Origin of the sequence: Saccharopolyspora gloriosae, assembly GCF_014203325.1 — a bacterium.
In the GTDB taxonomy this organism is placed as follows: domain Bacteria; phylum Actinomycetota; class Actinomycetes; order Mycobacteriales; family Pseudonocardiaceae; genus Saccharopolyspora_C; species Saccharopolyspora_C gloriosae.
Map to the genome: position 1 here is coordinate 6,390,140 of NZ_JACHIV010000001.1, position 22,223 is coordinate 6,412,362.

The 22,223-nt window shown below is 71.2% G+C and carries 18 protein-coding genes and 1 tRNA gene; 8 read left to right on the forward strand and 11 right to left on the reverse strand.

The features are described 5' to 3' along the window. Positions 1 to 67: 67 nt before the first annotated feature. The 5 genes from BJ969_RS27770 to BJ969_RS27790 all read right to left on the reverse strand — a co-directional run bounded on the left by BJ969_RS27770 (position 68) and on the right by BJ969_RS27790 (position 4,920). Positions 68 to 877: a LytR/AlgR family response regulator transcription factor gene (locus BJ969_RS27770; RefSeq protein ID WP_343071633.1), complete on the reverse strand. Its 810-nt coding sequence runs from the start codon at positions 875 to 877 to the stop codon at positions 68 to 70. Between the two features lie 359 nt (positions 878 to 1,236). Next, positions 1,237 to 2,136, reverse strand: a complete 900-nt coding sequence (locus tag BJ969_RS27775) for a S49 family peptidase (protein WP_184483886.1) — start codon at positions 2,134 to 2,136, stop codon at positions 1,237 to 1,239. Between the two features lie 63 nt (positions 2,137 to 2,199). Further along, complete coding sequence (locus BJ969_RS27780) at positions 2,200 to 3,447, reverse strand: histidine kinase (protein WP_184483888.1); 1,248 nt, start codon at positions 3,445 to 3,447, stop codon at positions 2,200 to 2,202. A gap of 144 nt (positions 3,448 to 3,591) precedes the next feature. Then, positions 3,592 to 4,443 carry a DNA-formamidopyrimidine glycosylase family protein gene (locus BJ969_RS27785; RefSeq protein WP_184483890.1) on the reverse strand — a complete coding sequence of 284 codons (852 nt, stop codon included), beginning with the start codon at positions 4,441 to 4,443 and terminating at the stop codon, positions 3,592 to 3,594. Between the two features lie 39 nt (positions 4,444 to 4,482). Beyond that, positions 4,483 to 4,920, reverse strand: coding sequence for a DUF983 domain-containing protein (locus tag BJ969_RS27790; protein WP_184483892.1), 438 nt, complete (start codon positions 4,918 to 4,920; stop codon positions 4,483 to 4,485). Positions 4,921 to 5,250: 330 nt separating this feature from the next. Here BJ969_RS27790 and BJ969_RS27795 point away from each other — a divergent pair, with 330 nt between their 5' ends. Both BJ969_RS27795 and BJ969_RS27800 read left to right on the forward strand, forming a co-directional pair. Further along, a complete protein-coding gene (locus tag BJ969_RS27795) occupies positions 5,251 to 5,658 on the forward strand; it encodes a TIGR03618 family F420-dependent PPOX class oxidoreductase (RefSeq protein ID WP_184483894.1) in 408 nt (135 codons plus the stop codon). Between the two features lie 101 nt (positions 5,659 to 5,759). Further along, positions 5,760 to 5,832: transfer RNA gene (locus tag BJ969_RS27800), tRNA-Gly, on the forward strand. A gap of 52 nt (positions 5,833 to 5,884) precedes the next feature. Here the strand turns inward: BJ969_RS27800 and BJ969_RS27805 are convergent. Further along, positions 5,885 to 6,094: a dodecin gene (locus BJ969_RS27805; RefSeq protein WP_184483896.1), complete on the reverse strand. Its 210-nt coding sequence runs from the start codon at positions 6,092 to 6,094 to the stop codon at positions 5,885 to 5,887. Positions 6,095 to 6,337: 243 nt separating this feature from the next. Between BJ969_RS27805 and BJ969_RS27810 the strand changes: the two genes are divergently transcribed. Further along, positions 6,338 to 6,889, forward strand: coding sequence for a lytic polysaccharide monooxygenase auxiliary activity family 9 protein (locus tag BJ969_RS27810; RefSeq protein WP_246457114.1), 552 nt, complete (start codon positions 6,338 to 6,340; stop codon positions 6,887 to 6,889). A 166-nt stretch (positions 6,890 to 7,055) separates the two neighbouring features. On the opposite strand, the gene msrA is transcribed toward BJ969_RS27810, so the two are convergent. Both msrA and BJ969_RS27820 read right to left on the reverse strand, forming a co-directional pair. Then, positions 7,056 to 7,718, reverse strand: coding sequence for a peptide-methionine (S)-S-oxide reductase MsrA (gene msrA / locus BJ969_RS27815; protein WP_184483900.1), 663 nt, complete (start codon positions 7,716 to 7,718; stop codon positions 7,056 to 7,058). Between the two features lie 22 nt (positions 7,719 to 7,740). Continuing rightward, positions 7,741 to 9,366: an acyltransferase family protein gene (locus BJ969_RS27820; protein WP_343071634.1), complete on the reverse strand. Its 1,626-nt coding sequence runs from the start codon at positions 9,364 to 9,366 to the stop codon at positions 7,741 to 7,743. Between the two features lie 224 nt (positions 9,367 to 9,590). Between BJ969_RS27820 and BJ969_RS27825 the strand changes: the two genes are divergently transcribed. After that, complete coding sequence (locus BJ969_RS27825; RefSeq protein WP_184483904.1) at positions 9,591 to 10,793, forward strand: flagellar basal body-associated FliL family protein; 1,203 nt, start codon at positions 9,591 to 9,593, stop codon at positions 10,791 to 10,793. Between the two features lie 526 nt (positions 10,794 to 11,319). Here the strand turns inward: BJ969_RS27825 and BJ969_RS27830 are convergent. After that, on the reverse strand, positions 11,320 to 14,574 hold the full coding sequence (locus BJ969_RS27830) for a glycosyltransferase (RefSeq protein WP_184483906.1): 3,255 nt from the start codon (positions 14,572 to 14,574) through the stop codon (positions 11,320 to 11,322). A gap of 239 nt (positions 14,575 to 14,813) precedes the next feature. On the opposite strand from BJ969_RS27830, the gene BJ969_RS27835 reads away from it, so the two are divergent. From BJ969_RS27835 to BJ969_RS27845, 3 genes are read left to right on the forward strand one after another with little or no spacing between them, the layout of a single operon-like run. Next, positions 14,814 to 15,083, forward strand: a complete 270-nt coding sequence (locus BJ969_RS27835; RefSeq protein ID WP_184483908.1) for a hypothetical protein — start codon at positions 14,814 to 14,816, stop codon at positions 15,081 to 15,083. Beyond that, positions 15,073 to 16,542 (forward strand): sensor histidine kinase, encoded by a 1,470-nt coding sequence (locus tag BJ969_RS27840; RefSeq protein ID WP_184483910.1) that lies wholly within the window; start codon positions 15,073 to 15,075, stop codon positions 16,540 to 16,542. Before BJ969_RS27835 ends, BJ969_RS27840 begins: the two co-directional genes overlap by 11 nt. After that, entirely contained in the window at positions 16,539 to 17,201 is a 663-nt protein-coding gene (locus tag BJ969_RS27845) for a response regulator transcription factor (protein ID WP_184483912.1), read from the forward strand. Before BJ969_RS27840 ends, BJ969_RS27845 begins: the two co-directional genes overlap by 4 nt. A gap of 563 nt (positions 17,202 to 17,764) precedes the next feature. Here the strand turns inward: BJ969_RS27845 and BJ969_RS27850 are convergent. After that, a complete protein-coding gene (locus BJ969_RS27850) occupies positions 17,765 to 19,075 on the reverse strand; it encodes a nucleotide sugar dehydrogenase (RefSeq protein WP_184483914.1) in 1,311 nt (436 codons plus the stop codon). 254 nt (positions 19,076 to 19,329) lie between these two features. Between BJ969_RS27850 and BJ969_RS27855 the strand changes: the two genes are divergently transcribed. Beyond that, positions 19,330 to 20,088 (forward strand): SDR family NAD(P)-dependent oxidoreductase, encoded by a 759-nt coding sequence (locus BJ969_RS27855; RefSeq protein WP_184483917.1) that lies wholly within the window; start codon positions 19,330 to 19,332, stop codon positions 20,086 to 20,088. Between the two features lie 253 nt (positions 20,089 to 20,341). Here BJ969_RS27855 and BJ969_RS27860 read toward each other — a convergent pair whose 3' ends face one another. Then, positions 20,342 to 21,979, reverse strand: a complete 1,638-nt coding sequence (locus BJ969_RS27860; RefSeq protein WP_184483919.1) for a TM0106 family RecB-like putative nuclease — start codon at positions 21,977 to 21,979, stop codon at positions 20,342 to 20,344. Positions 21,980 to 22,223 lie beyond the last annotated feature (244 nt).

Sequence of the window (22,223 nt, forward strand, 5' to 3'; positions counted from 1 at the left end):
GCGACCGCCGGGGGCGCTCGCCGACTGCTGCTCCGGCGTCATGCCCCACCGGCCGGGAGGCGGCGGCTCATCCCTGCGACCCCCAGCCCTGCCGCGGCGCGCGCACCAACCGGTCCTTGAGCTCGCGGGTGTGGCGCCTGCTGACGGGCAGCTCCTTCGGTTCCCCGCCGCCGAGCAGCACCGAGTAGCCCGACGAGGACATGCGGAGCTCGCTGACCAGGGACATCGACACCAGGTACGAGCGGTGGATCCGGATGAAGTTGGCGTCGGCCCAGCGTTCCTCCAGCTGCGCCAGCGGAATCCGCACCAGGTGCGAGCCGCCGTCGGTGGTGTGCAGGCGCGCGTAGTCGCCCTGCGCCTCCACCCAGCGCACCGTCTTGCGGGACACCATCTTCGTCGTCCCGGCCAGCTCCACAGGGATCACCTCGTCCTCGTCGGTGACGGGAAGTTCCGCGGCGGGCGCGTCCGGCCGGCCACCGGCGGCGCGTTCGGCCTTGGTGCGCTCGATGTTGCGCAGCGCGCGGTCCACGCGGTCGGCGTCGGCCGGTTTCATGATGTAGTCCAGGGCGCCCACCTCGAACGCCTCCAGCGCGTTCTCCTCGTGGCCGGTGATGAACACCAGCGAGGGCGGCTGCTTGAAGGCGTTGAGGACCCTGGCCAGCTCCATGCCGCTGAGCCCCGGCATGGACACGTCGGCGAACACCGCGTCCACGACGGACTCCTCGCTGTCCCGGGAGCGCAGCTGGTCGTCGCTGCGCAGCAGGCGCAACGCCTCGGCCGCGTCGAACGCGAGGAGGACCCGCGCCACCCGCGGGTTTTTCTCCAGCAGGAACTTCATCTCGTCGAGCCCGGCCATCTCGTCGTCCACAGCCAGCACGACTAAGCCCGAGGCGCCGGGTTGAACATTCGTGTCCGGTTGAATACTCACTGTAACGCCAATCCTGCCGCGCCGGGTGGCGCACTGTCCACGATCAGATCTCTCGGCTCGGTGCACCACGACGACGATGTCGCGGATCTCCGGCCCGCACGTGCGGCGTCGCCGAGCGATGCCGTGGCAGCCGCTGCGCAGATCATCGTGGCATCACTCGGCCGAGCGACACAGGGCACGCCGCCGGGCACGGCTGAGTGAGGTGTGTCACGCCGCGGAATCAACGTACGGTGTTCGACCGGACACGGAGGCGGCGGGGTCGGCGAAACGCGGCAGGCGGCCGTCCGCCGCCGCGCTCCGCCGGGCGCTCACAGTCCGAAGCGGGACCACTGCGCGCGCTGCTCCAGTGCCTCCACCAGCGAGGACGCCGAGGCCCCGAGACCGAGCCGGGCACCGGGACCGCTCGCGCTGAGCCGGGCCAGCAGCGGCTTGCGCGGTTCGACGTCCACGAGGTGCGCCTTCGGGAACTTCTCCTTCACGATGCCGCGCAGCGTGCCCAGGCCGTCGACGAGGCCGAGCTCCTTGGCCTTGGCTCCCGTCCACACCTCACCGGTGAACAGCTCCTCGGTGCTGCTGAGCTTGTCGCCGCGCCGCTCCCGGACCCAGTCGGTGAACTGCTCGTGCAGCTCGTTCTGCAGGCCGTGCAGCCAGCGCACGTCCTCGTCCTTCTCCGGGCTGAACGGGTCCAGCCGGACCTTGTTCTCGCCCGCCGTGTAGACGCGGCGCTCCACGCCGATGCGCTCCAGCAGCCCGTTGAGCCCGAAGCTCGCGCTGACCACGCCGACCGACCCGACCATCGAGGTGCGGTGCGCGTAGATCTCGTCGGCCGCGCACGCCAGCCAGTACCCGCCGGAGGCGGCGACGTCCTCGCAGAACGCCAGCACCGGCACCTCCTTCTCGGCGGCCAGCCCGCGAATCCGGTCCGCGACCAGCGCGGACTGGGTGGGCGCGCCACCAGGAGAGTTGATCGACAGCACCACCGCGGACAGCCGGTCGTGGTTGAACGCCCTGGTCAGCGCCGACTCGGTGGTCTGCATCGAGATGGTGCCGCGGTTGACGGGCCCGGGGGTCGGCGTGATCGTGCCGTGCAACTTGACCACCGCCACCACCGGTCCGCGTTCGGCCCGCTCGGCCAGCTTCGGCGGCAGCTTCGAAGCGAGCTTGCCGGTCAGGACGTCGGTGAACTTCTGCGGTGCGTTGTCGTTCATGCCCCGACGTTACCGGCTTCCCCGCGCCCCCGGCGGGGTTCGCACGACGCCCCAATCGTCCGATCAGCGCCTGGGCTGCGCGGTCGCGCCGGGGGACGGCTCGTCGAACGCGGCCACCGGCAGCGGCAGCACGCCGGGCGCGAACTTCGGCACCCGCATGATCACCTTCATGCCCGCGTTCTCCGCGGTCTCCACGACCAGGCCGTAGTCGTCGCCGAAGGTCGCGCGCATCCGGTTGTTGATGTTGCCCAGGCCCACGTGGGCGCCCGTCAGGTGCGCGTTCGCCAACTCGGCGTCCAGCCGGTTCGGGTCCATCCCGATGCCGTCGTCGTCCACGCTGATCAGCGCCTCCGAGCCGCGGTCCTCGGCGACCACCGACACCGTGCCGCCACCGGGCTTGGTCGCCAGCCCGTGCCGCACCGCGTTCTCCACCAGCGGCTGCAGCGCCAGGAACGGCACCACCACCGGCAGCACCTCCGGCGCGATCTTGAGCTGCACCTTGAGCCGGTCCGGGCCGAACCGGGCGCGCTCCAGGATCAGGTAGCGGTCGATGTTGCGGATCTCGTCGGCCAGCGTCGTGTAGAGCCCGGTGGAGCGGAACGAGTAGCGGGTGAAGTCCGCGAACTCCATCAACAGGTCGCGGGCCTGCTCCGGGTCGTTGCGGATCTGCGAGGAGATGGTGTTGAGCGCGTTGTAGATGAAGTGCGGGGAGATCTGCGCCCGCAGCGCGCGCACCTCGGCGTGCGCCAGCTTCTCCTTCGACTCCTGCAGCTCCGCGAGCTCCAGGTGCGTCGACACGTGGTGGGCGACCTCGCTGGCGGCGCGCAGCAGCCGCTTGCGGTCGCCGCCGCTGATGATGACCAGCACGCCGCGGATCTCCCCGGAGACCTCCAGCGGCACCACGACCCCGTACCGCATCAGGCAGGGCCGCTGGTCGCACAGCAGGTCGGTGTGGTCGACGTACTCCCGCTTGCCGTCGCGCAGCGCCACTTCGATCTTGCCGCGCAGGTCGGCGTAGTGCTCGTTGGCGTCGCCGTCCCAGCTCAGCAGCGTCCCGTCGGCGTCGACCACCCCCACCGCCACGCACGAGAGCAGCTCGCGCAGGTGGGGCGCGGTCTTGTCCGCCGATTCCTGCGTCATGCCCGATCGCAGGAACGGCGCGGCTCCCGTCACGTGGTGCAAGGCCGTCAGCATCGCGTCCTCCACCGAGGTGCTCACCCGGCGCGAACGGCACAGCAGTACGAACATTCCGAGCACGGCGAGGGCGGCGAGCGCGGTCAGCACGGTCCGCTCGGTCAACAGCTCCGGCACGCCCACCAGTATTCTTCCCCGACACTCATAGAATCAAGAAGACTACGCTGGGTAGGCCGATCCCCTCGGTGAGCGGTTGCCGCGCCCTCCGTTCGGCCCCCTCCGCTGAGCCGAACGAACGCACCCGGACGAGATCGGTCCGGATCACTTCAGCAGCCGCGACATCCGCCGGTCCGCGAGCTTCTTCCCGCCGGTCTGGCAGGTGGGGCAGTACTGCAGCGAGCGGTCCGCGAACGAGACCTCCCGCACCAGGTCACCGCACACCGGGCAGGGCAGTCCGGTCCGCCCGTGCACCCGCAGCCCGGAGCGCTTCTCCGCCTTCAACCGCGCCGCGTCCTGGTGCGCCGAGCGCTCCACCGCGTCGGTGAGCACCTCCCGCAGCGACGCGAACAGCCGTCCCGCCGACTCCTCGTCGAGCTTGCCCGCGGTGGCGAACGGGGAGAGCCGGGCGCGGTGCAGGATCTCGTCGGAGTACGCGTTGCCGATGCCCGCCAGCCGGGACTGGTCGGTGAGCACGGTCTTGATCCGCTCGGTACGCCCGGCGAGCACCGCGGCGAACTCGTCCACGGTCACCGCCAGCGCGTCCGGCCCCAGCCGCGCCACGCCCGGCACCTCCACCGGGTCGCGCACGATCCACACCGCGAGCTTCTTCTGCGTGCCCGCCTCGGTGAGGTCGAAACCGGGGCCGCCGAGGTGCACCCGCAGCGCGATCGGCCCGCGCCCCGGCTTCGGCGGGGCGGGCGAGACCGAGTCGGACCAGCGCAGCCACCCGGCGCGCGCGAGGTGCGCCACCAGGTGCACGCCGTCGCAGTCCAGGTCCAGGTACTTGCCGTGCCGGGCGGCGGCGGTGACCGTCCGGCCGTGCAACGCGGAGTACGGCGGATCGGCGGTCTTGAGCACGCTCAACGACGCCACGTCGACCCGCGCCACGGCGCGCCCCACCGCGTGGTCCCGCAGGTGGCGCGCCAACGCCTCGACTTCCGGCAGCTCAGGCACTCCACCAGTCTGCCAAGATCCACCGGTGGCGGCGTCCGATCACTCGGTCGGCTGCAACGATCCGTTCATGTCGGGTTCCGCGTAGAGCTCGATCTGACGAGCGATCTTCGCGGTCTCCTGGCGCACGTTGAGGAAGCCGCGCTGCACGCCGACCCAGCGCTCCGGCTGGTGCTCCTCCTCGTCGCCGGGGGTCTCGGCGATGATCGTCCAAGGACGGTGCAGCAACCAGCGCACCGGGAAGAACAGCACCACCACGAGCAGCGCGAGGATCAGCCAGATCGGGATGTAGACGCCCGGCGGTGTCCACAGGATGAACGTCGCCACCAGCACGATCAGCACGCCGAACATCAGGATCGCGGGCCCTGCCCCGCCGTTGACGTCGTGCTCGAAGTCGTCACCCGCGATCGGGTTCGACCACTCGAGGCTGGAACGCACGTTCCACAGCCTGCCGTCGGAACCCCGAACCACCCGGTTCATCGTCGCCTCCTCGCCCGACGCCGGGCGTTCTCGGATCGGTCGTCTCAGCCGTGCCGCCACTCGTTCCGGTGCCGAGCACCGTCACCGAGCGTGCCGATACCGTATCGCGCCCGTCATCGGCCTGGAGGGTGAAACTCGGGCGGCACCCGGTCATTGTCGATCACACCGGCCGAATGGACCAGCCCCGCCCGGAACCGGCCGCCGAACTCGTTTCGCGTGGTGGCACCGCGGCTCCGCGGGCGCGATCCGCGAATGGCCCGGCCGCGGGCGGCGTCGCTACCGTGGGGCATCGGTCGCCCGCCGCGTGGCGACGATCACCGGGAGGCCTTCGTGGATCTCGACCAGGCTCGTTCGTTCGTCCGGGAGCACCACCGGGCCGTTCTGAGCACGCTGCGCGCGGACGGGACTCCGCAGTTGAGCCCGGTGCTGGCCGCGGTCGACGACGCGGGGCACGTCGTCGTCAGCACCACCGGGGGCAGCGCGAAGGCGCACAACCTCCGGCGCGATCCGCGCGCGTGGGTGTGCGTGCTGCCGGACGAGTTCTTCGGCGAGTGGATCCAGGTCGAGGGCGCCGCGGAAGTCGTCGAGCAGCCGGCGGCGCTGCCGCTGCTGGAGGACTACTACCGCACCGTCTCCGGTGAGCACGAGGACTGGGCGGCCTACCGGGAGGCGATGGTTCGGGAGCGCCGAGTGCTGCTGCGCATCGAGCTCGTGCGGGCCGGACCGAGCCGACGGTGACCCCCCGGCAACGGGGCGCGAACCATGGGTTAAAGTGTTCTCAACAGCGCTTCGAGGGGCGCGGAGATCACTCCGGTGATCGAGCTCCTCAAGGTTCTGATGCGGATGTAGCGCAGCTGGTAGCGCATCACCTTGCCAAGGTGAGGGTCGCGGGTTCGAGTCCCGTCATCCGCTCGCAGAAAGGCCCCGCCGGGTTCGGCGGGGCCTTTTTCGTCGTCGTGGCCGGTCAGCTCTCCAGCTTGAAGCCGACCTTGAGCCCGACCTGGAAGTGGGCCACCTCGCCGTTCTCGACGTGGCCGCGGACTTCGGTGACCTCGAACCAGTCGACCTCCCGCAGCGTCTGCGCGGCTCGCCGCACCCCTTTGCGGATCGCGTCGTCGACGCCCTCCGCGGACGAACCGACGATCTCGGTGACTCGATAGATGTTGTCTGCCATGCCCCGGATGGTCGGTTCGGACACCTCCGCCCGCAAGCCGAACCCGATCTTGGACTAGACCAATCGGCCTCAAGGTCTGGACCAGTAGCCCGCTTCGACCGATCTCCATATTGCCCAGAACGGAGCTATTAAGCCAGAAGGGTGAGAAGTAACTTTTGCGGCACCGATCCAGAAAGGAGCACTCCCATGCTCAAGAAACGTGTTAAAAGCACGATCGGTATCGCAGCGCTCAGCATTGCCGGATTGGCATTGCCGGTTTTCACATCCGGTGTCGCGAACAGCCACGGATTCGTCCAGAGCCCCGCGAGCCGCCAGGAGGCCTGCTCCAACGGGACGCTGAACGACTGCGGCGCGATCCAGTGGGAGCCGCAGAGCGCGGAAGGGCCGAAGGGCTTTCCCGAGGCGGGCCCCGTTGACGGCTCGCTCTGCTCCGCGGGCAAGGAGGGCTTCTCCGAGCTCGACGACCCGCGCGGTGGCCAGTGGCCCGCGACGGACGTCGCCGCTGGTCAGGACTTCCAGTTCCAGTGGAAGATCACGGCCGCGCACTCCACGACCTCGTTCCGCTACTTCGTCACCAAGGACGGCTGGGACCCGAACAAGCCGCTGTCGCGCGACCAGCTCGAGCCGGCCCCGTTCGTCGACGTGGACTACGGCGGCGCCCAGCCGCCGAACACCTACACCCACGACGGCAAGATGCCCGAAGGCAAGTCCGGCCGGCACGTGATCCTCGGCGTGTGGGACATCGCGGACACCGCGAACGCCTTCTACTCCTGCGCGGACGTCAACTTCGGCTGACCCGCTTTTCCGTCCCCCGGCCTTCGTCCCGGCGCGCGATCAGCACGCCGGGACGAAGCTCGTCGGCACCCCTGATTTCGATCTTGAATCGGACCGGGAAAAAGGGGAAATTCGCGGATAGGTGGGAATGAATTCGAATTAGTCGATCATTCATCCCACGGCGGAACTACTCGGCGACCAGGCCGACCGGGCAGGAGACCCCGGTGCCGCCGATGCCGCAGTAACCGTTCGGGTTCTTCGCCTCCGACAGGTACTGCTGGTGGTAGCCCTCGGCGTAGTAGAACTCCCCCAGCGCCGCGATCTCCGTGGTGATCGAGCCGTGGCCCGCCGCGGTCAACGCCGCCTGGTACTGCTCGCGGCTGTCCTCCACCGCCGCGCGCTGCGCGTCGTCGGCGTAGTAGACGGCCGAGCGGTACTGGCTGCCGCGGTCGTTGCCCTGGCGCAGGCCCTGCGTCGGGTCGTGGCCCTCCCAGAACACCCGCAGCACCTGGGGCAGCGCGATCACGGCCGGGTCGAAGACGACCAGCACGGCCTCGGTGTGCCCGGTCAGACCGCTGCACACCTCCTCGTAGGTGGGGTTCGGCGTGTAGCCGCCCGCGTAACCGACGGCGGTGGTCCACACGCCCTCGGTCCGCCAGAAGATCCGCTCCGCGCCCCAGAAGCAGCCCATGCCCACGACCAGCGACTCGGTGCCCTGCGGGAAGGGCGGGACGATCGTGCGGTCGCCGAACACCGCGTGCCGCTCGGGCACCGGGAGCGGGGTGGAGCGGCCCGGCAACGCCTCGTCCGGGTCGATCATGCGGATCCTGTCACCGAAGAACAGCGCCATGCCCCCGATGCTACGCGCGGGATCAGGGGTGGTCGGCCGACCGGGAGACCCTGCCCAGCGGCCGGGTCTCCTCCTCCGCCATCGGCGGATCCGGGCGGCGCGCGGCGTGCCTGCCGCGACGCGGCGGAGCGGGGACGGCGGGTCCGCCGAGGTCGCCGGAGCGGCCGTGGCGCGGCGCGGGCTCGACCGGGTCCTCCGTCGGCCAGAGCTCCGCCGGTTCCGACGCGGGCCCGGCCGGGGGGAAGTTGCGCTCGGTCTCCGCCGCGTCGCCGGGAACCGGCGCCCGCCGGTCGGCGGGGGGCGGGGTGGAGCGTGCCCGCTCGGCGGCGTCCCGGACGGCGGTGCGCTCCGCTTCCCGGTCGCCGGTTCCGGGGTCGTCGTAGTCCCGGTGCCGGTCGCGGTCGCTGCGGTCACGCCGGTCGTACGCGTCGTCCCGGTCGTACTCCTCGTCCAGGTCGTCGTAGTCCCAGTCGTCGCGGTCGCGGTCCCAGTCGTCGCGGTCGCGATCGTCGTCGTCCCAGGCCCGGTCGTCGCGATCCGCGTCGTCGTCGCGGAACCGGTCGCGGTCACCGCGCGACCGGGACTCCGGTGCGATGTAGTGCCGCAGCCGCATCGTCGGCTCCTCGACGAACACCCACGACAACGTGCCCAGCACGTAGGCGATCGGCGCCGCGCACAGCAGCATCAGGTACTGGTTCGCGATGCCCGCCATCGCCAGCAGCTGCTGGACGGGAAAGCCCCACACGTAGACGCCGTAGCTGCCGTTGACGAACAGTCCCGGGACCGTGAGCCGCGCGGGCCAGAAGTGCCCGGCGACCACCACCGCGTAGCTGGCCGCGAACACCATCAGGAACGAGGCGGAGATGCTGTTCGGCATGGCCACGAGCACGGCCAGCGCCGCGACGGCGGCGGTCGGCGACAGCGGGATCCGGTACAGGTTCAGCACGACGCCGAAGGCGAACGCCACCAGGAACGCGACCAGCGATTCCACCGGGACGCTCAGCATCGAGCCCGCGGACTCCGCGCCCGGGTCCTGCTCCAGGTAGCGGTCCCACACCACGAGCGCGGCCAGCGCCACGACCGCCAGCCACCGCCACCGCTGCTTCGCCGCGCCCGCCAGCAGCAGCACGTACAGACCGCCGTAGGCGAGCAGCTCCATCGGCAGCGTCCACAGCGAGCCGTTCACCGCGTCCGGCCACGGATTTCCGGTGAACACTCCGGGAAGTTCGTGCTTCAACGTCAGCAACCCGGCGTTGTTGACGACGTAACCCCAGGTGTCGCGCGCGGCGAAGTACTCCCCCACCGGCAGCGTCGTCACCAGCGGGCCGACGACCAGCGCCAGGCCCAGCGTGACGGTGAGCATCGGCGGCCACAGCCGCAGCACTCGTTTCGCGGCGAATCGAACGGGGTGCGGATCGCGAATCCAGCTCTCCGCGATCTGAAAGCCGCTCATCGCGAAAAAACCCATGAGCACGCCCTCATCGGGCTGCACCGGCCATTCCGGCGGGAACAGCTCGCCCGATCCGGCCAGCGGAGAACTGTGCCCGTAGATCACCAGCAACGCGCCGATCATGCGGATCCACGCGAAACCGTGCGCGGGGTCGGCGAAGCGCTCCGGGTGAGCGTGCTCGACACGCACCGTGCCCACCCGCTTCACCCCCAGGAAGTCACCCTCGAACCCGCCCTCAACACGGAGTAGCGTATCGGGTGACACCGTGATCTCGGCGCCCGTTTCGGCGACCGAGGCCGCGCGCACTGCTCACACCGCCCGGATCGTTATCCGGCCGGTGCATCGCGCGCGCACTGGGGGGTGCAAAATGACGGGCGATCGCACATCGGCAGCGACTCGTGAAAACCGGAAAGGGCGCATCGGTGACCTGGCAAGACGAGCTGCACAATCTCGACGCCGAACTCGCGGCAGGCAGGATCTCCGCCGAGGAGTACCGCTCCCGGCGGGACGCGTTGATCGGCAGGTCGCAGGGCGGACCCGCGTCAGGCGACTTCCCGCAGCAGCCCGGAACTCCTTCCGGTGGCTTCCCCCAACAGGGGACCCCGCCCGGTGGCCAGCAGAACCCGAGCCCGTTCCCTCCCGCGTTCAACTGGGGCGCCGCCGCCGCGCAAGGCGCGCAGGCCGCCCAGCAACCGCAGCAGCCGCAGCCGTCGAACGAGTCCACGCAGGTCGTGCAGAACCCGATGGCGCAGCAGTCGGAGAGCACGCAGGTCGTCAACGTCGGCCAGCAGCAGCCCCAGCAGTGGGGGCAGCAGCCGCAGCCGCAGTGGAACCAGCAGCCGGGTTGGAACACCGGCGAGAACGCCGGTTCGCCCTGGGGTGACCCGGATCAGCCGCCGGCACCGGAGCACGGCGACACCAGCTGGATGCGGCAGGGCCCGGAGGTCTTCGAGGTCGGCGACGGCTCCTCGAAGGGCAAGACCATCGCGGGCATCTCGCTCGGCGCGGTGCTGCTGGTCGGAGTCATCGTCGCCGGCGTCTTCTACTTCACCTCCGGTGGCGACGAGGCGGCACCGCCGCAGCCGACGGAGCAGCAGGCGCCGCCGGTGCCGACGCCCGAACCGCTGCCGGAGCCGCCGGCCGCGAAGCCCGCTCCGGTGGCCACCCCCGAGGTGCTGGTCGCCCCGCCGCCCGGTCAGCCGCACCCGTACAACGGGCCGCTGGACCGCCCGGCGCTGGAGAACAGCCCGAAGGCGGGCGTGCTGCGCGATCCGGTGCGCAACGCCGCACTGCAGGGCGGCTTGATCGACGGCTTCTTCAGCCGCAGCGACGGCGCGGCGACGTCGGTGCTGCTCACCGTGCGGATGCCGGACCCGACGGCGGCGCAGGCCGTGGCGCAGGCCTACTTGGACGACCAGCAGGGCCTCAGCGTCAACGAGGACCTCTCCTACCAGGGCGTCGAGGTGATGACGACCGGCGGCGGCGTGTACCGCACCGCCTACGTCGCGCACGGCTGGGCGATCATCGTCGACGTCAGCGCGCAGGACAAGGCGGCCGCGGAGACGGCGTTCAAGCAGCTGCTCGACCAGCAGCTCGCCCAGACCCCGCCCACGATCCGCGACTGAATTTCCCATCAGCAATTGACTGCTTCCACGGCTTGTTTTGCTGTGGTGGTGCGGTAGCGGAACCTCAGCGGCTTCCTCGCTGCGGGATCTTTTTTCCAAGTGGCTCCGCCACGAGGAAAAAAGCTGTCCTCGCGAGGAAGCCGCTGAGAACCCGCCGGTGAGCGGCTTTTCGACGTGGGCTATGTGCTTCGCACATACAGGCACGGCTTCGCCGCGAGGCAGACTTCGCTCCGCTCGTCCACGGCACGGCTTCGCCGCTAGGCACGGCTTTCAGCCGCAAGGCAGGTGTGCTTCGCCGCCCACTGCACAGCTTTGCAGCGAGGCACGGTCTTCGGTCCGTTCGCCGGGTGTGGTTTTGCCCGCCCGCTGCGCGGTTTTGTCGTGTGGGGGTTGGGAGTTGGGGTTCCGCGGGTCCGCGCAACACCGCAACCACACGCCCACACCGGGGAAGGCTTGGGAACCCGACCCCCACGCCAAGCCGACCCCGGCTCTAGAACCCGACCCCCACGCCGAGTCGACCCCGGCTTCAGGACCCCGCGCTCAGCTCCAGGAGTTCGGCCAGCGCGGCACGGGAGACGTCCGGGCCGAATTGGGCGGCGATGCCCGCCTTTCCGGCCACTGACAGCCGGGACCAGGTCGCGTCGTCGGTGAGCAGCTGCACCGCGGCTTCCGCGAGGCCGGCCGCGTCGTCGGCGATGAGCACGTCCTGCTCCGGTTTGAGGTGCATGCCCTCCATCGCCAGCGTGGTTCCGACGACCGGCACGCCGAGTCCGAGGCTTTCCCCGACCTTGCCCTTCACCCCGGCGCCGAAGCGCAGCGGCGCGAGGGTGACGCGGCTGTTCGCGTACAGCGCGTCGAGGTCTTGGACCCAGCCGTGCACGTCGACGCCGTCGCCGGCGAGCGCCAGCACTTCGCCGGTCGGGTTGGAGCCGACGACGTGCAGCACCGCGTCGGGGCAGTGCTCGCGCACCAGCGGCATGATCTCCCGCGCGGCCCACAGCACCGCGTCCCGGTTCGGCGGGTGGTCGAAGCTGCCGACGAACAGCACGTCGCGGCGTCCGCGCGGGTGCGCGGTCCCGTCCTGCACGTCGTGCACGTTCGACAGCACCCGGACGTCGGCTTCGGGGACGAGTTCGCCGAGCAGTTCCTGCTCCGCTTCGGACACGACGAGGGTGACGTCGCAGGAGCGCACCAGTCCGAGTTCCATCTCGCGGGAGGCGAAGGCCTTGCGGCGCAACGACTTCTCCACGTCGGGTTCTCCCTGTTCCCCGGCCAGCGCCGCTTGGCGCTGCAACCGCAGGAAGTGGACGTCCACGGTGTCGTAGGCGATCACGGCTTGCGGGGCGCAGGTCCGCAGCTCTTCGACGAGGCTCCACGCGACCTGCGGGCGGGACAGCACGGCGAGCGTGATCTCGCTGCCCGCTTCGGCCAGGAACGCCTGCTGCAGCTGCGGTTCCGGCAGCACCGTCACGCCGGCCTGCTGGAGTTCGGTGGTGTAGGGCTCCAGCTTGGCGTGGTTGCCGGGGAAGAACACGACGCGCGCTCCCAGCTGCACGAGCTGTTCGAGCACGCGGCGGATCCGCACCGAGCCGGAGTCGAAGTCGGGGCGCGGCACCTGGTGGTCCTTGACCAGCACGAGCGGTCCGTGGTGGCCGCGTTCGCCGCGTTCCCGCGCGAGCCACAGGTTGCGCGGTGAGGCTTCCGGCAGGTGGTCGGCGAGCGCGTCCCGCCACTTGTCGGCGAACACCTGGCGGTTGAGCTCCTGGTGCCGTTTGACGCCGGTGGACAGGTCGGTGCCGTTGGAGACGCCTTCGTGGTGCACGACCACGGCTTTCGGCTGCACGACGGTGCGGTATCCGGCGGCGCGCACGGCGAACGCGAGGTCGGTGTCCTCGTAGTAGGCGGGCGCGAACCGGGTGTCGAAGCCGCCGACGTCGCGGAACACGTCGGCGCGCACGAGGATCGCCGCGCCGGAGCAGTAGTCGACGTCGCGCAGCACGTTGTGCTCGGAGGCGTTCGGTTCGCCGTTGCGGCCGAGGTTCCAGCCGGTGCCGTCGGACCAGACGATGCCGCCGCACTCCTGCAACCGGCCGTCGGGGTAGACGAGCTTCGAGCCGACGAGCCCGATCCGCTCATCGGAGTCCATTGTGGACATCAGGATGTCCAGCCAGGACTCGGTGACCTCCGCGTCGTTGTTCAGGAAGAACAGGTGCCGCCCGCGGGCGTGCTCGGCGCCGAGGTTGCAGGCGCCGATGAAGCCGAGGTTGCGCTCGGCCCGCACCAGCCGCACGCCCTCGCAGGCCGCGAGCCGCACCGCGCTGTCGTCCGGGGACGCGTCGTCGATGACGATCACCTCGAACGGCACCGACACCAGGTGCCCGGCCAGGAACCGCAGGCACTGCCGGGTGTAGGGCCACTTGCCGTGCACCGGGACGATCACGCTGACCACCGGGTCGTCGCTGCGCGGCACCGAGACCGGCCCCGTTTCCCGCGGCTGCTCGGCCACGACCGCACCCGGCTGCCGACCCAGGGCGAGTTCGTACGCGTCGCGGCGGGCGGTGCCGCGCGGGGCGACGCGCTCCACGACGGTCCGGTACTTGCGCAGCGCGCGCTGCACCAGCGCGGAGTTCTGCGCGACGAGTTCGGCGTTGCGGCTCTCCAGCTCACCGGACCGGCGTTCCGCCTCCGCTGCCCGCTGCTCGACGCGCTCCACCGTGTCCCGCAGCCACTCGATGCGCGCGGCGTCGCGCTCCGCGCCGAGCCGGGCCTCGTCGACCTGGGCTTCGAGGGAACCGAACTCGGCGCGCAGCCGCTGCTGCTCCCGCACCTGCTCGTCGGCGCGGCGCTCCTCGGCCACCCGGAGCTCCTCCAGCCGCCCCACGGCGGCCTTGAGCTCCTCGGATTCCGCGCGGCTGCGCTCGTAGTGCTCGTTGAGCTTGGCCACGTCGGCGACCGCCTCGTCGCGCTGGGCGATGATCGGCCGCACCTCGGTCTCCCCCGCCCGGCGGGCGAGGGTGAGGTCGTCGTCGAGCAGGACGGCCGCGGCGGGCAGCTTCGGCAACCTTCGGTCCGAGGCGACGCCCAGCAGGTAGGTGTGCGGCAGGCCCTGGCGGACCGTCCACGCGCCCGACTCCTCCTGGTGCAGGGTCTGCAACCGGACGCCTTCGATGGCGGTGTCGAGGTCCCCCGGGTCGGACGGGGTGAGCACCGAGCCGACGGCGGTGTTCTGCCGGAACACCGCCACGTGCCGGAACGAGCCCTCCAGCAGCGACTCGAACTGCGGCGCGGTGAGCTCCTTGACGTGGAACGGGTTGTCGTTGCCGTGCTCGTGCTGGTAGACGGCCGTGTCCGGGGTGCTCACGAGCAGCAGCCCGCCCGGTTCCAGCCGGGCGCGGACCAGCGCGAGCACCGCGTCGTGGTCGGCCACGTGCTCGATGGCCTCGAAGCACACCACCACGTCGAACGGCTTCTCGTCGGCCAGCACCTCCGGGTCGGTGATCGAACCGGTGCGGAACGCGATGTCGCGCCCGCCGTAGTGGCGGGTGGCGTGCTCCACCGTCGCCGGGTCGACATCGAGGCCCACGACCTCGGCGCCCTCCGCGGCCAGCAGCGCGGCCCCGTAGCCCTCGCCGCACGCCAGGTCCAGCACCCGCTTGCCGCGGACGAACCGGGCGGCCAGCGCGTAGCGGTGGTAGTGCTCGTAGATGACCTGCACGTCGTCGGCCCAGGGCACGCAACGCTCCCCGGTCCACTCGATCAGCCGGTCGTTGTCGTCATCCATCGCGTCTGTCCTCGACCCCAGTGCCCGTCGTTGCTGTTCACGCGGGTGGCGGGCCTCGGCGGCGCGCGAACGCGCACCGGCCGGAGCGGAACCTGCCCGGACCCACCCGTTCGTGGTGCAGGCTAGCCCGTCGGCACCCCGGCCAGGTGCGGGATGCGGGCAACCCGGCGCACCCCGCATGAGAAAGTTCTCATGCCGGTTTCATCCCCGTTCCAGGTCGCGGCGGCGAAGATGAAGTCATGAGGCCGGTGACCAGATTGCCGCTGCTCATCGCCGCGCTGGCCCTGCCGATCGCCGTGGTGCTGTTCAGCTACGCCGTGACCAACGGACCCCGCAACCCGCAGGTACCCGCCGAAGTCCACGTGGGCGACGTGTCGGGCCCCGGTCAGCCGGGCGGGAGTCCGACGCTCGTGCCCGCGACGACCACGTCGCCGCCCGCCGACCTGCCGCCGCCGGAACCGGAAGATGACGACGACGAACCCGACGACGACCTCGACGATGACGACTGAGCCGCGGCGCAGCGGCACCCGCGTCCCGGCTCGCGCGCAGATCATGGGCTGGATGTTGCTCGTGCTGGTCGTGGTGCTGACCGGGATCGTGCTGCTGGTGTGGCGGTTCCTGCACAACGACGCGATGAACAAGGTGACCGCCTCGTTGGAGCAGGAGGGCGGCGAGTTCGTCAACTTCGCGCAGGTCGGGAGGCACCCGGTCACCGGTGCGCTGATCGCCGAGCCGGGGGCGTTGTTCGACACCTACCTCCGGCAGCAGTACCCGGACTCGTGGGAGGTCATGATCGGCGCGTGGGAGACCCCCACCGGCCTGAAGTGGCACATGCAGTCCCAGGACAAGGAGATCCGGGAGGTCGTGCACGACCCGCGCCTGCTGGACCGGATCGTCGCGGACCCGAACGGGCACGGGACGGCGCAGACCGCATCCGGGCCGCTGCGCTGGATCAAGATCCAGGCCCACACCGACGGCGGGCAGCAGGCCTGGTTCATCACCGGTCACTTCACCTCCGCCGACGTCGCCGAGGTGCACGGGGTGGTGCGCATCCTGGTGCTGGTCAGCGCGTTCGGCGTGCTGCTGGCGGCGGCGTCCTCGTGGGTCGTGGCCGGGGCGATCCTCGCGCCGGTACGCACCGTGCGGCAGGCCGCCGCGGAGATCAGCGAGCACGACCTGACCCGGCGCATCCCGGTGGAGGGCCGCGACGACATCGCCGCGCTCGCCTACCAGTTCAACGCGATGCTGGACCGGCTGGAATCCGCGTTCAGCACGCAGCGCCAGTTCGTCGACGACGCCAGCCACGAGCTGCGCACTCCGATCACGATCGTGCGCGGGCACCTCGAACTGCTCGGCGACGATCCGGACGAGCGCGACGAGGTGGTGCGGCTGTGCACCGACGAGCTGGACCGGATGACGCGCATCGTCGAGGACCTGCTGATGCTGGCCAAGGCCGACCGCCCGGACTTCGTGCACCCCGCCGAGGTGTCGCTCGCGGAGCTGACCAGCGACATCGACGCGAAGGTGCGCTCCATCGCGGACCGGCGGTGGGTGCTGGAGAGCATCGGCGAGGGCGACGTGGTCGTGGACGCGCAGCGGCTCACCCAGGCCGTGGTGCAGCTCGCGCAGAACGCGGTGCAGCACACGGAGGACGGCGCGGAGATCCGCATCGGGTCCACGCTGAGCCTGGGGCGGCTGACGCTGTGGGTCACCGACCGCGGGCCGGGGGTGGATCCCGCCGAGGTGGAGCAGATCTTCGCCCGGTTCGCGCACGGCAGCGGGCCCGGACGCGGCGGTGCGGGGCTCGGGCTGGCGATCGTCGCGGCCATCGCCGAAGCGCACCACGGGCGGGTGCGAGTGCTGTCCGAGCCCGGCGCCGGCGCCACGTTCGGCCTGGACCTGCCCGCTCGACCGGGTGCCGCGCTCGGCCCCGCCGCGCCCGCGACCGCTGAGGAGGTCCCCGCATGAGCAAGATCCTGATCGTGGAGGACGAGGCGCGCATCGCCGCGTTCCTGGAGAAGGGGTTGCGCGCCAACGGTTTCGGCACCGCGGTGGCCGGTGACGGCGCCACCGCGCAGGAACTGCTGCTCAGCGGGGACTACGACCTCGCCGTGCTCGACCTCGGCTTGCCCGGCAAGGACGGTTTCGCCGTGCTGCAGGCCGTGCGCGCGCAGCGGGTCACGTTGCCGGTGATCATCCTGACGGCGCGGGACTCGGTGCACGACACGGTCGCCGGGCTGGAGGGCGGCGCGGACGACTACATGACCAAGCCGTTCCGGTTCGAGGAGCTGCTGGCCCGGGTCCGGCTGCGGCTGCGGTCCTCGGACCGCACGCCTGAGGTGACGGTGCTGCGGGAGGGGCAGCTGTCGCTGGACCTGCGGACGCGGCGCGCGCAGCTGCCGGAGGCGACGGTGGACCTCACCGCACGCGAGTTCGCGATGCTGGAGCTGTTCCTGCGCCACTCCGGGCAGGTGCTGTCCCGGGAGCAGATCCTGTCGCACGTGTGGGGCTACGACTTCGACCCCGGTTCGAACGTGGTGGACGTGTACGTGCGGGCGCTGCGCCGCAAGATCGGCAGTGAGCGCATCCGCACGGTCCGCGGCATGGGCTACCGCCTCGGCGCCTAGGGACTGTGCACGACGGTCTCGTCGGCTCCCTGGCCGCGGGTTCAGGGGCACCGGATTCCTGAGCCGCCGCAGCTGAGTTCGAGGACCGCCGCGAGCGCCAGTCCCGGATCCGGTGGTCCGGAATCACCCTGGGTCGCGGACGCGTCCGGCCGACGCGCCGACTCCCCCGGCACGGGCACCCGAGTTGTGCACACCTGTGGACAACTCCGTCCACACCTGTGCACAACTCGGTCCGCAGTGGGGACCGCACACTCCCCGGACCTTGGGCAACGGAGTTGTCCACAAGCTGTGGAAGAACTGTTTGCGCAGGCCCGTCCGGGAGCGGACCGAACCGGGTCGTCCCCGCGACCGCGCGGCGGTCACCCGTCGAGCGCTCCCGGCACCGGCCGACGACCGACCGGTCGGTCGTCGTGCCCGCACCGGTGGTCCACAGGCCCGGACCGGCCCGGGAGCAGCCTCCACCCCGCCGGACGTCGCAACCCCCGGCTCACCCGATCCAGGCCCGGCCGCTGCCCCACAGTGATCAGGGCTACGGCTCGTCCGATCGGCACCGGGACGCGCCGTCAGCCCACGGGGAGCCGGCCCACGCCGCGCCAGGAGATCCCCGCTCGGCGCAGCACGTCCGGGTCCAAGTGGTTGCGGGTGTCCACCACGACCGGCCCGGCCAGCAACCCCGCCACCCGCGGCCAGTCCAACGCCCGGAACTGCTGCCACTCGGTGAGCACCACGAGCCCGGCCGACCCCTTGGCCGCCTCGTACGGGTCGTCCACCAGCGACACCACACCCCGCAGCGGAGCCTCGTCACCGCGCAGCCCCGGGTCGCACGCCACGAGCTCGGCGCCGCGCGCGGCCAGCAGCTCGGCCACCGCCAGCGCGGGCGAATCCCGCAGGTCGTCCGTACCGGCCTTGAACGTCAACCCCAGCAGCCCGAGCCGGACACCGTCGAGCGAACCGGCCACGCCGACCCCGCACGCGTCGGCGACCTTCGCCACCATCTGCTCCCGCTGCCGCGTGTTCGAGTCGATCGTCGCGCCCAGCAGCTCGAAGTCGAACCCCACCGACTGCGCCACCTGCAGCAGCGCCGCGGTGTCCTTCGGCAGGCAAGACCCGCCCCAGCCCGGACCGGGCTGCAGGAAGGACTGCCCGATCCGCCGGTCGTAGCCCATGCCCTCGGTGACGTCGGAGATGTTCGCCCCCAGCCGCTCGCACAGCTCGGCGACCGCGTTCACGTACGACAACTTCGTGGCGAGGAAGCAGTTCGCCGCGTACTTGACCATCTCCGCGCTCGGCGCGTCCGTGAGCACCGTCGGCGCGCCCAGCCGCGCGTAGAGCGCCGCGACCCGCTCGGCCGCGTCCTGCGACGCCGAACCCACCACGATCCGGTCCGGGTTCAGGAAGTCGTGCACCGCCGAGCCCTCGCGCAGGAACTCGGGATTCGACACCACGGCCACATCGGGCCGGCCGACGAGTTCCGCTACCCGCGCCGACGTGCCCACCGGCACCGTCGACTTGCACACCAGCACGCAGCCGGTCGGCAGCACCTCGGCCACCTCGGCGACGACCGACTCGACCGCCGCCAGGTCCGCGCCGCCGCCCGAACCCATCGGCGTCGGCACGCACAGGAAGACCACCTCGGCGTCTGCCACGGCATCCGCCGAGCCCAGCACGAACTCCAGCCTGCCCGCCGCGATGCCCTCCCCGACGAGCTCGCCGAGGCCGGGTTCGAAGATGCCGACCTCGCCGCGCGCGAGCCGCGCGACCTTCGCCGCGTCCACGTCGCTGCACACCACGCGGTGGCCCAGCGACGCCAGGCACGCACCCGTCGTCAGTCCCACGTACCCCGTCCCGACGACCACGATCCGACGAGCGAACACGGTGCACCTACCTCCGTCGACAGCGTGCGGACCGACCGGGAAATCCCAGGCCGGAAAGCTGACCTCGCGGAAATCGTGGCACATCGCGGATGCCGGGAGCGGCGCTTTGGGAACTGTTCACGCGCTGCTGCTCAGGTGGTGACGCACCGGTGTGCGGCCGTTCAAGCACCCGGCACCGGTCCCGATCAGTACTGCACAAGCGAGCTCAGTACTGCTTAACTACGGGCGAACCGATCCCGCACTGGAGGAGCCTCATGCAGATCACCGGCACCGCGGCCATCGTCACCGGAGCCGCATCCGGGCTCGGCGCGGCCACCGCCCGCGCCCTCGCCGAACGCGGGGCGCACGTGTTCGGCGTCGACCTGCCGGACGCGGTGACCAGCGCGGCGCCCGTCGACGGCGTGACCTACTGCGGCGCCGACGTCACCGACGCCGACCAGGTGCAGACCGCCGTGGACCAAGCCGCGGGCGGCAGCGCGCCGCTGCGCGTCGTCGTCAACTGCGCCGGGATCGGGCCGTCCGCGCGCATCAGCGGCAAGCAAGGACCGCACGACCTCGACCTGTTCCGCAAAGTCCTCGAAGTCAACCTGCTCGGCACGTTCAACGTGCTGCGGCTGGCGGCGCCCGCGATCCGCGAGACCGAACCCGACCGGGAAGGCCAGCGCGGCGTCGTGATCAACACGGCCTCGGTCGCCGCCTACGACGGCCAGATCGGGCAAGCCGCCTACGCCGCCTCCAAAGGCGGAGTCGCCAGCCTGACGCTGCCCGCCGCCCGCGACCTGTCGTCGGCCGGGATCCGGGTGATGACCATCGCGCCGGGCATCGTGGACACCCCGATGCTCGCGACCGTCAGCGAGGAGTACCGCGAAGGCCTCGCCGCGGGCGTCCCCTTCCCGAAGCGCCTCGCCGTCCCCGGCGACTACGCCCTGCTCGCCGTGAACATCGTCGAACACGACTACCTCAACGGCGAAGTAATCCGCATGGACGGAGCCCTTCGCATGGCTCCTAAGTGATCTGTTCTATTTCCGGTCGTTCTGCTTGGGTGGTCGGGTGGCGGAACCTCAGTGGCTTCCTCGCTGCGGGATCTTTTTTCCAAGTGGCTCCGCCACGAGGAAAAAAGCTGTCCTCGCGAGGAAGCCACTGAGAACCCGCGGGTCGTCACCTTCTTGACGTGGGCTATGTGCTTCGCACATACAGGCACGGCTTCGCCGCAAGGCAGGCCGGCTTCGCCGCCCACTGCCCGGCCTTCGGCCTCTGGTGGGTGTGTCAGAGGTCTTCGGTGAACGGGATGGATCGGGCTTCGGGGGAGGTCATCCAGCGGCGGATGGTCCAGGTGGCTCGGACGTCGTCCTCGTTGTACTGGAGGAGCCGGCTGCGCTGGGACGGTTCCTGCTCCTGGCCGTCCAGGCCTACCGCGTCGCGGTACCAGCGCATCGAGTTCTCGCCGCTGGCCTCCGGGTCCCGCCAGGCGAACCCGGCGCTGGGGGCGATCACCTTCAGCCCCTTGCCGTGCGGGCACAGGAACTGGTCGCGGACCGCCGCGAACAGGTCGACCCACTCGTCGGAGCCGATGAACCGGCGCACCTCGGACACCTCGGGGATGCCGGGCTTGCCGGCGAAGCGCTCCGCCGACGAGAGCATCCAGCGGTTCTCCGCGAGCTCGTTGTAGCAGTAGGCGCGGAACGTGAGCCCGCGCGCGTGCGCGCGCTCCCGGACCGCGACGAACCAGCACCAGAACTCGGCGAACGACCGCGCCTCGTCGTCGGAGGGCAGCGGATCCCAGGTGACGAAGGCGCGGTAGCCCTGCTCCTCGTCGACGTCCGCTCCGGACAGCCAGCAGCCCCACATGTAGGCGCCGGAGTCGGCGTAGCTCTCCATGTCCACGTCGATCTCGACGTCGGCGCGCGGCACCCGCAGCTCCCGCACGCGGCGCACCAGCGGGAGGTCGCGCAGCCACGCCTTCGCCAGCAGCACCGCCTCGTCGGCGCGGGCCGCGCCCAGCGAAGTCGCCCGGCCCTGCTCCGGTGTCATCGCGGCCAGGTCGTCGACGGTGCGCACCTGCGCGGCCCGCAGCACCGCCGCGTCCTCACCGCGCACCACCAGGCTCACGTCGCGCGCGTCCCGCAGCTCCGCCGAGCACGTCGGCCACCACGGGCAGCCCTTGCACTCGGTGACCCGGGACGGCTGCGCGAGCGGTTCGGCGCCGGTGGCGGCGGCGGTCGCCACGGCCACCCGGTCGGCGAACCGCGCGTCGTACTCGGCGAGCGCGGTGCGCCCGCCCGGCCAGTTCGGCGCCAGCAGGTCGTGCCAGACGACCAGGTCGCCCTCGACGCCGATGACCCCGCCGACGGGCGTGCCCGGCGCCGCCATCCCGCACGCTTCGAGCAGCCGCACCAGGTGCGCCAGCCGCAGCTGGTCCCGCGGCTGGGCCCGGACCTTGCGCCGCCCGTTGCGCTTCGCCGACTCCGGCAGCGGGCTCTCCAGCGGCGAAGTGCGCGCCCCGCTGCCGGGGTCGGTCGTCTTGTGCCGCACCACCAGCACCGGCGTGTAACCGGAGCCGTTGCGCACCAGCAGGTCGATGCCGCCGAACCGGCCCGCCTCGGGGTTCGCGGGCAGCTGCGCGCCGGAGATGAACCGCACGCCGTCCCGCATCGCCTCCAGCGTCTCCCGCTCGCGCCGGCGCAGGCTCGCCTCGCGCGGGATGCGCGCCCACGATTCGCCCAGCAGCTCGCCGAGCCGGTCGGCGATCGCGCGGCGGTGGTCGGCGGCGTCGGCGACGCGCTGCTCGATGCCCGGATCCATCGGGGCTTTCGGCAGGTCACGGGATTGCGGATCGTTCTCGAGATGCACCCTCCTGCGACAGCGCGTCACTACGCCCGCGTCCAGCAGCACCTCGTTCTCCACGTCCCGCAGCGTAGGCCGTACCCCTGACGATCGCGCCCATCACCCCGGTGACGGAGGACAACCGACGGCTACGCACCGTGCACGACCGGTCGATCACTCCCTCGCTCGGTCAACCGGCACCGGCCGCGCGAACTCCTTACAGTGATCCCCGAGCGAGGTGAACGCCCTGGCCGCGGCATCCGGGACCGGATCGGCGACGGCCGCAGGCACGGCGCGAACCGTGCCGCGACAGCAGGAGGCGGCG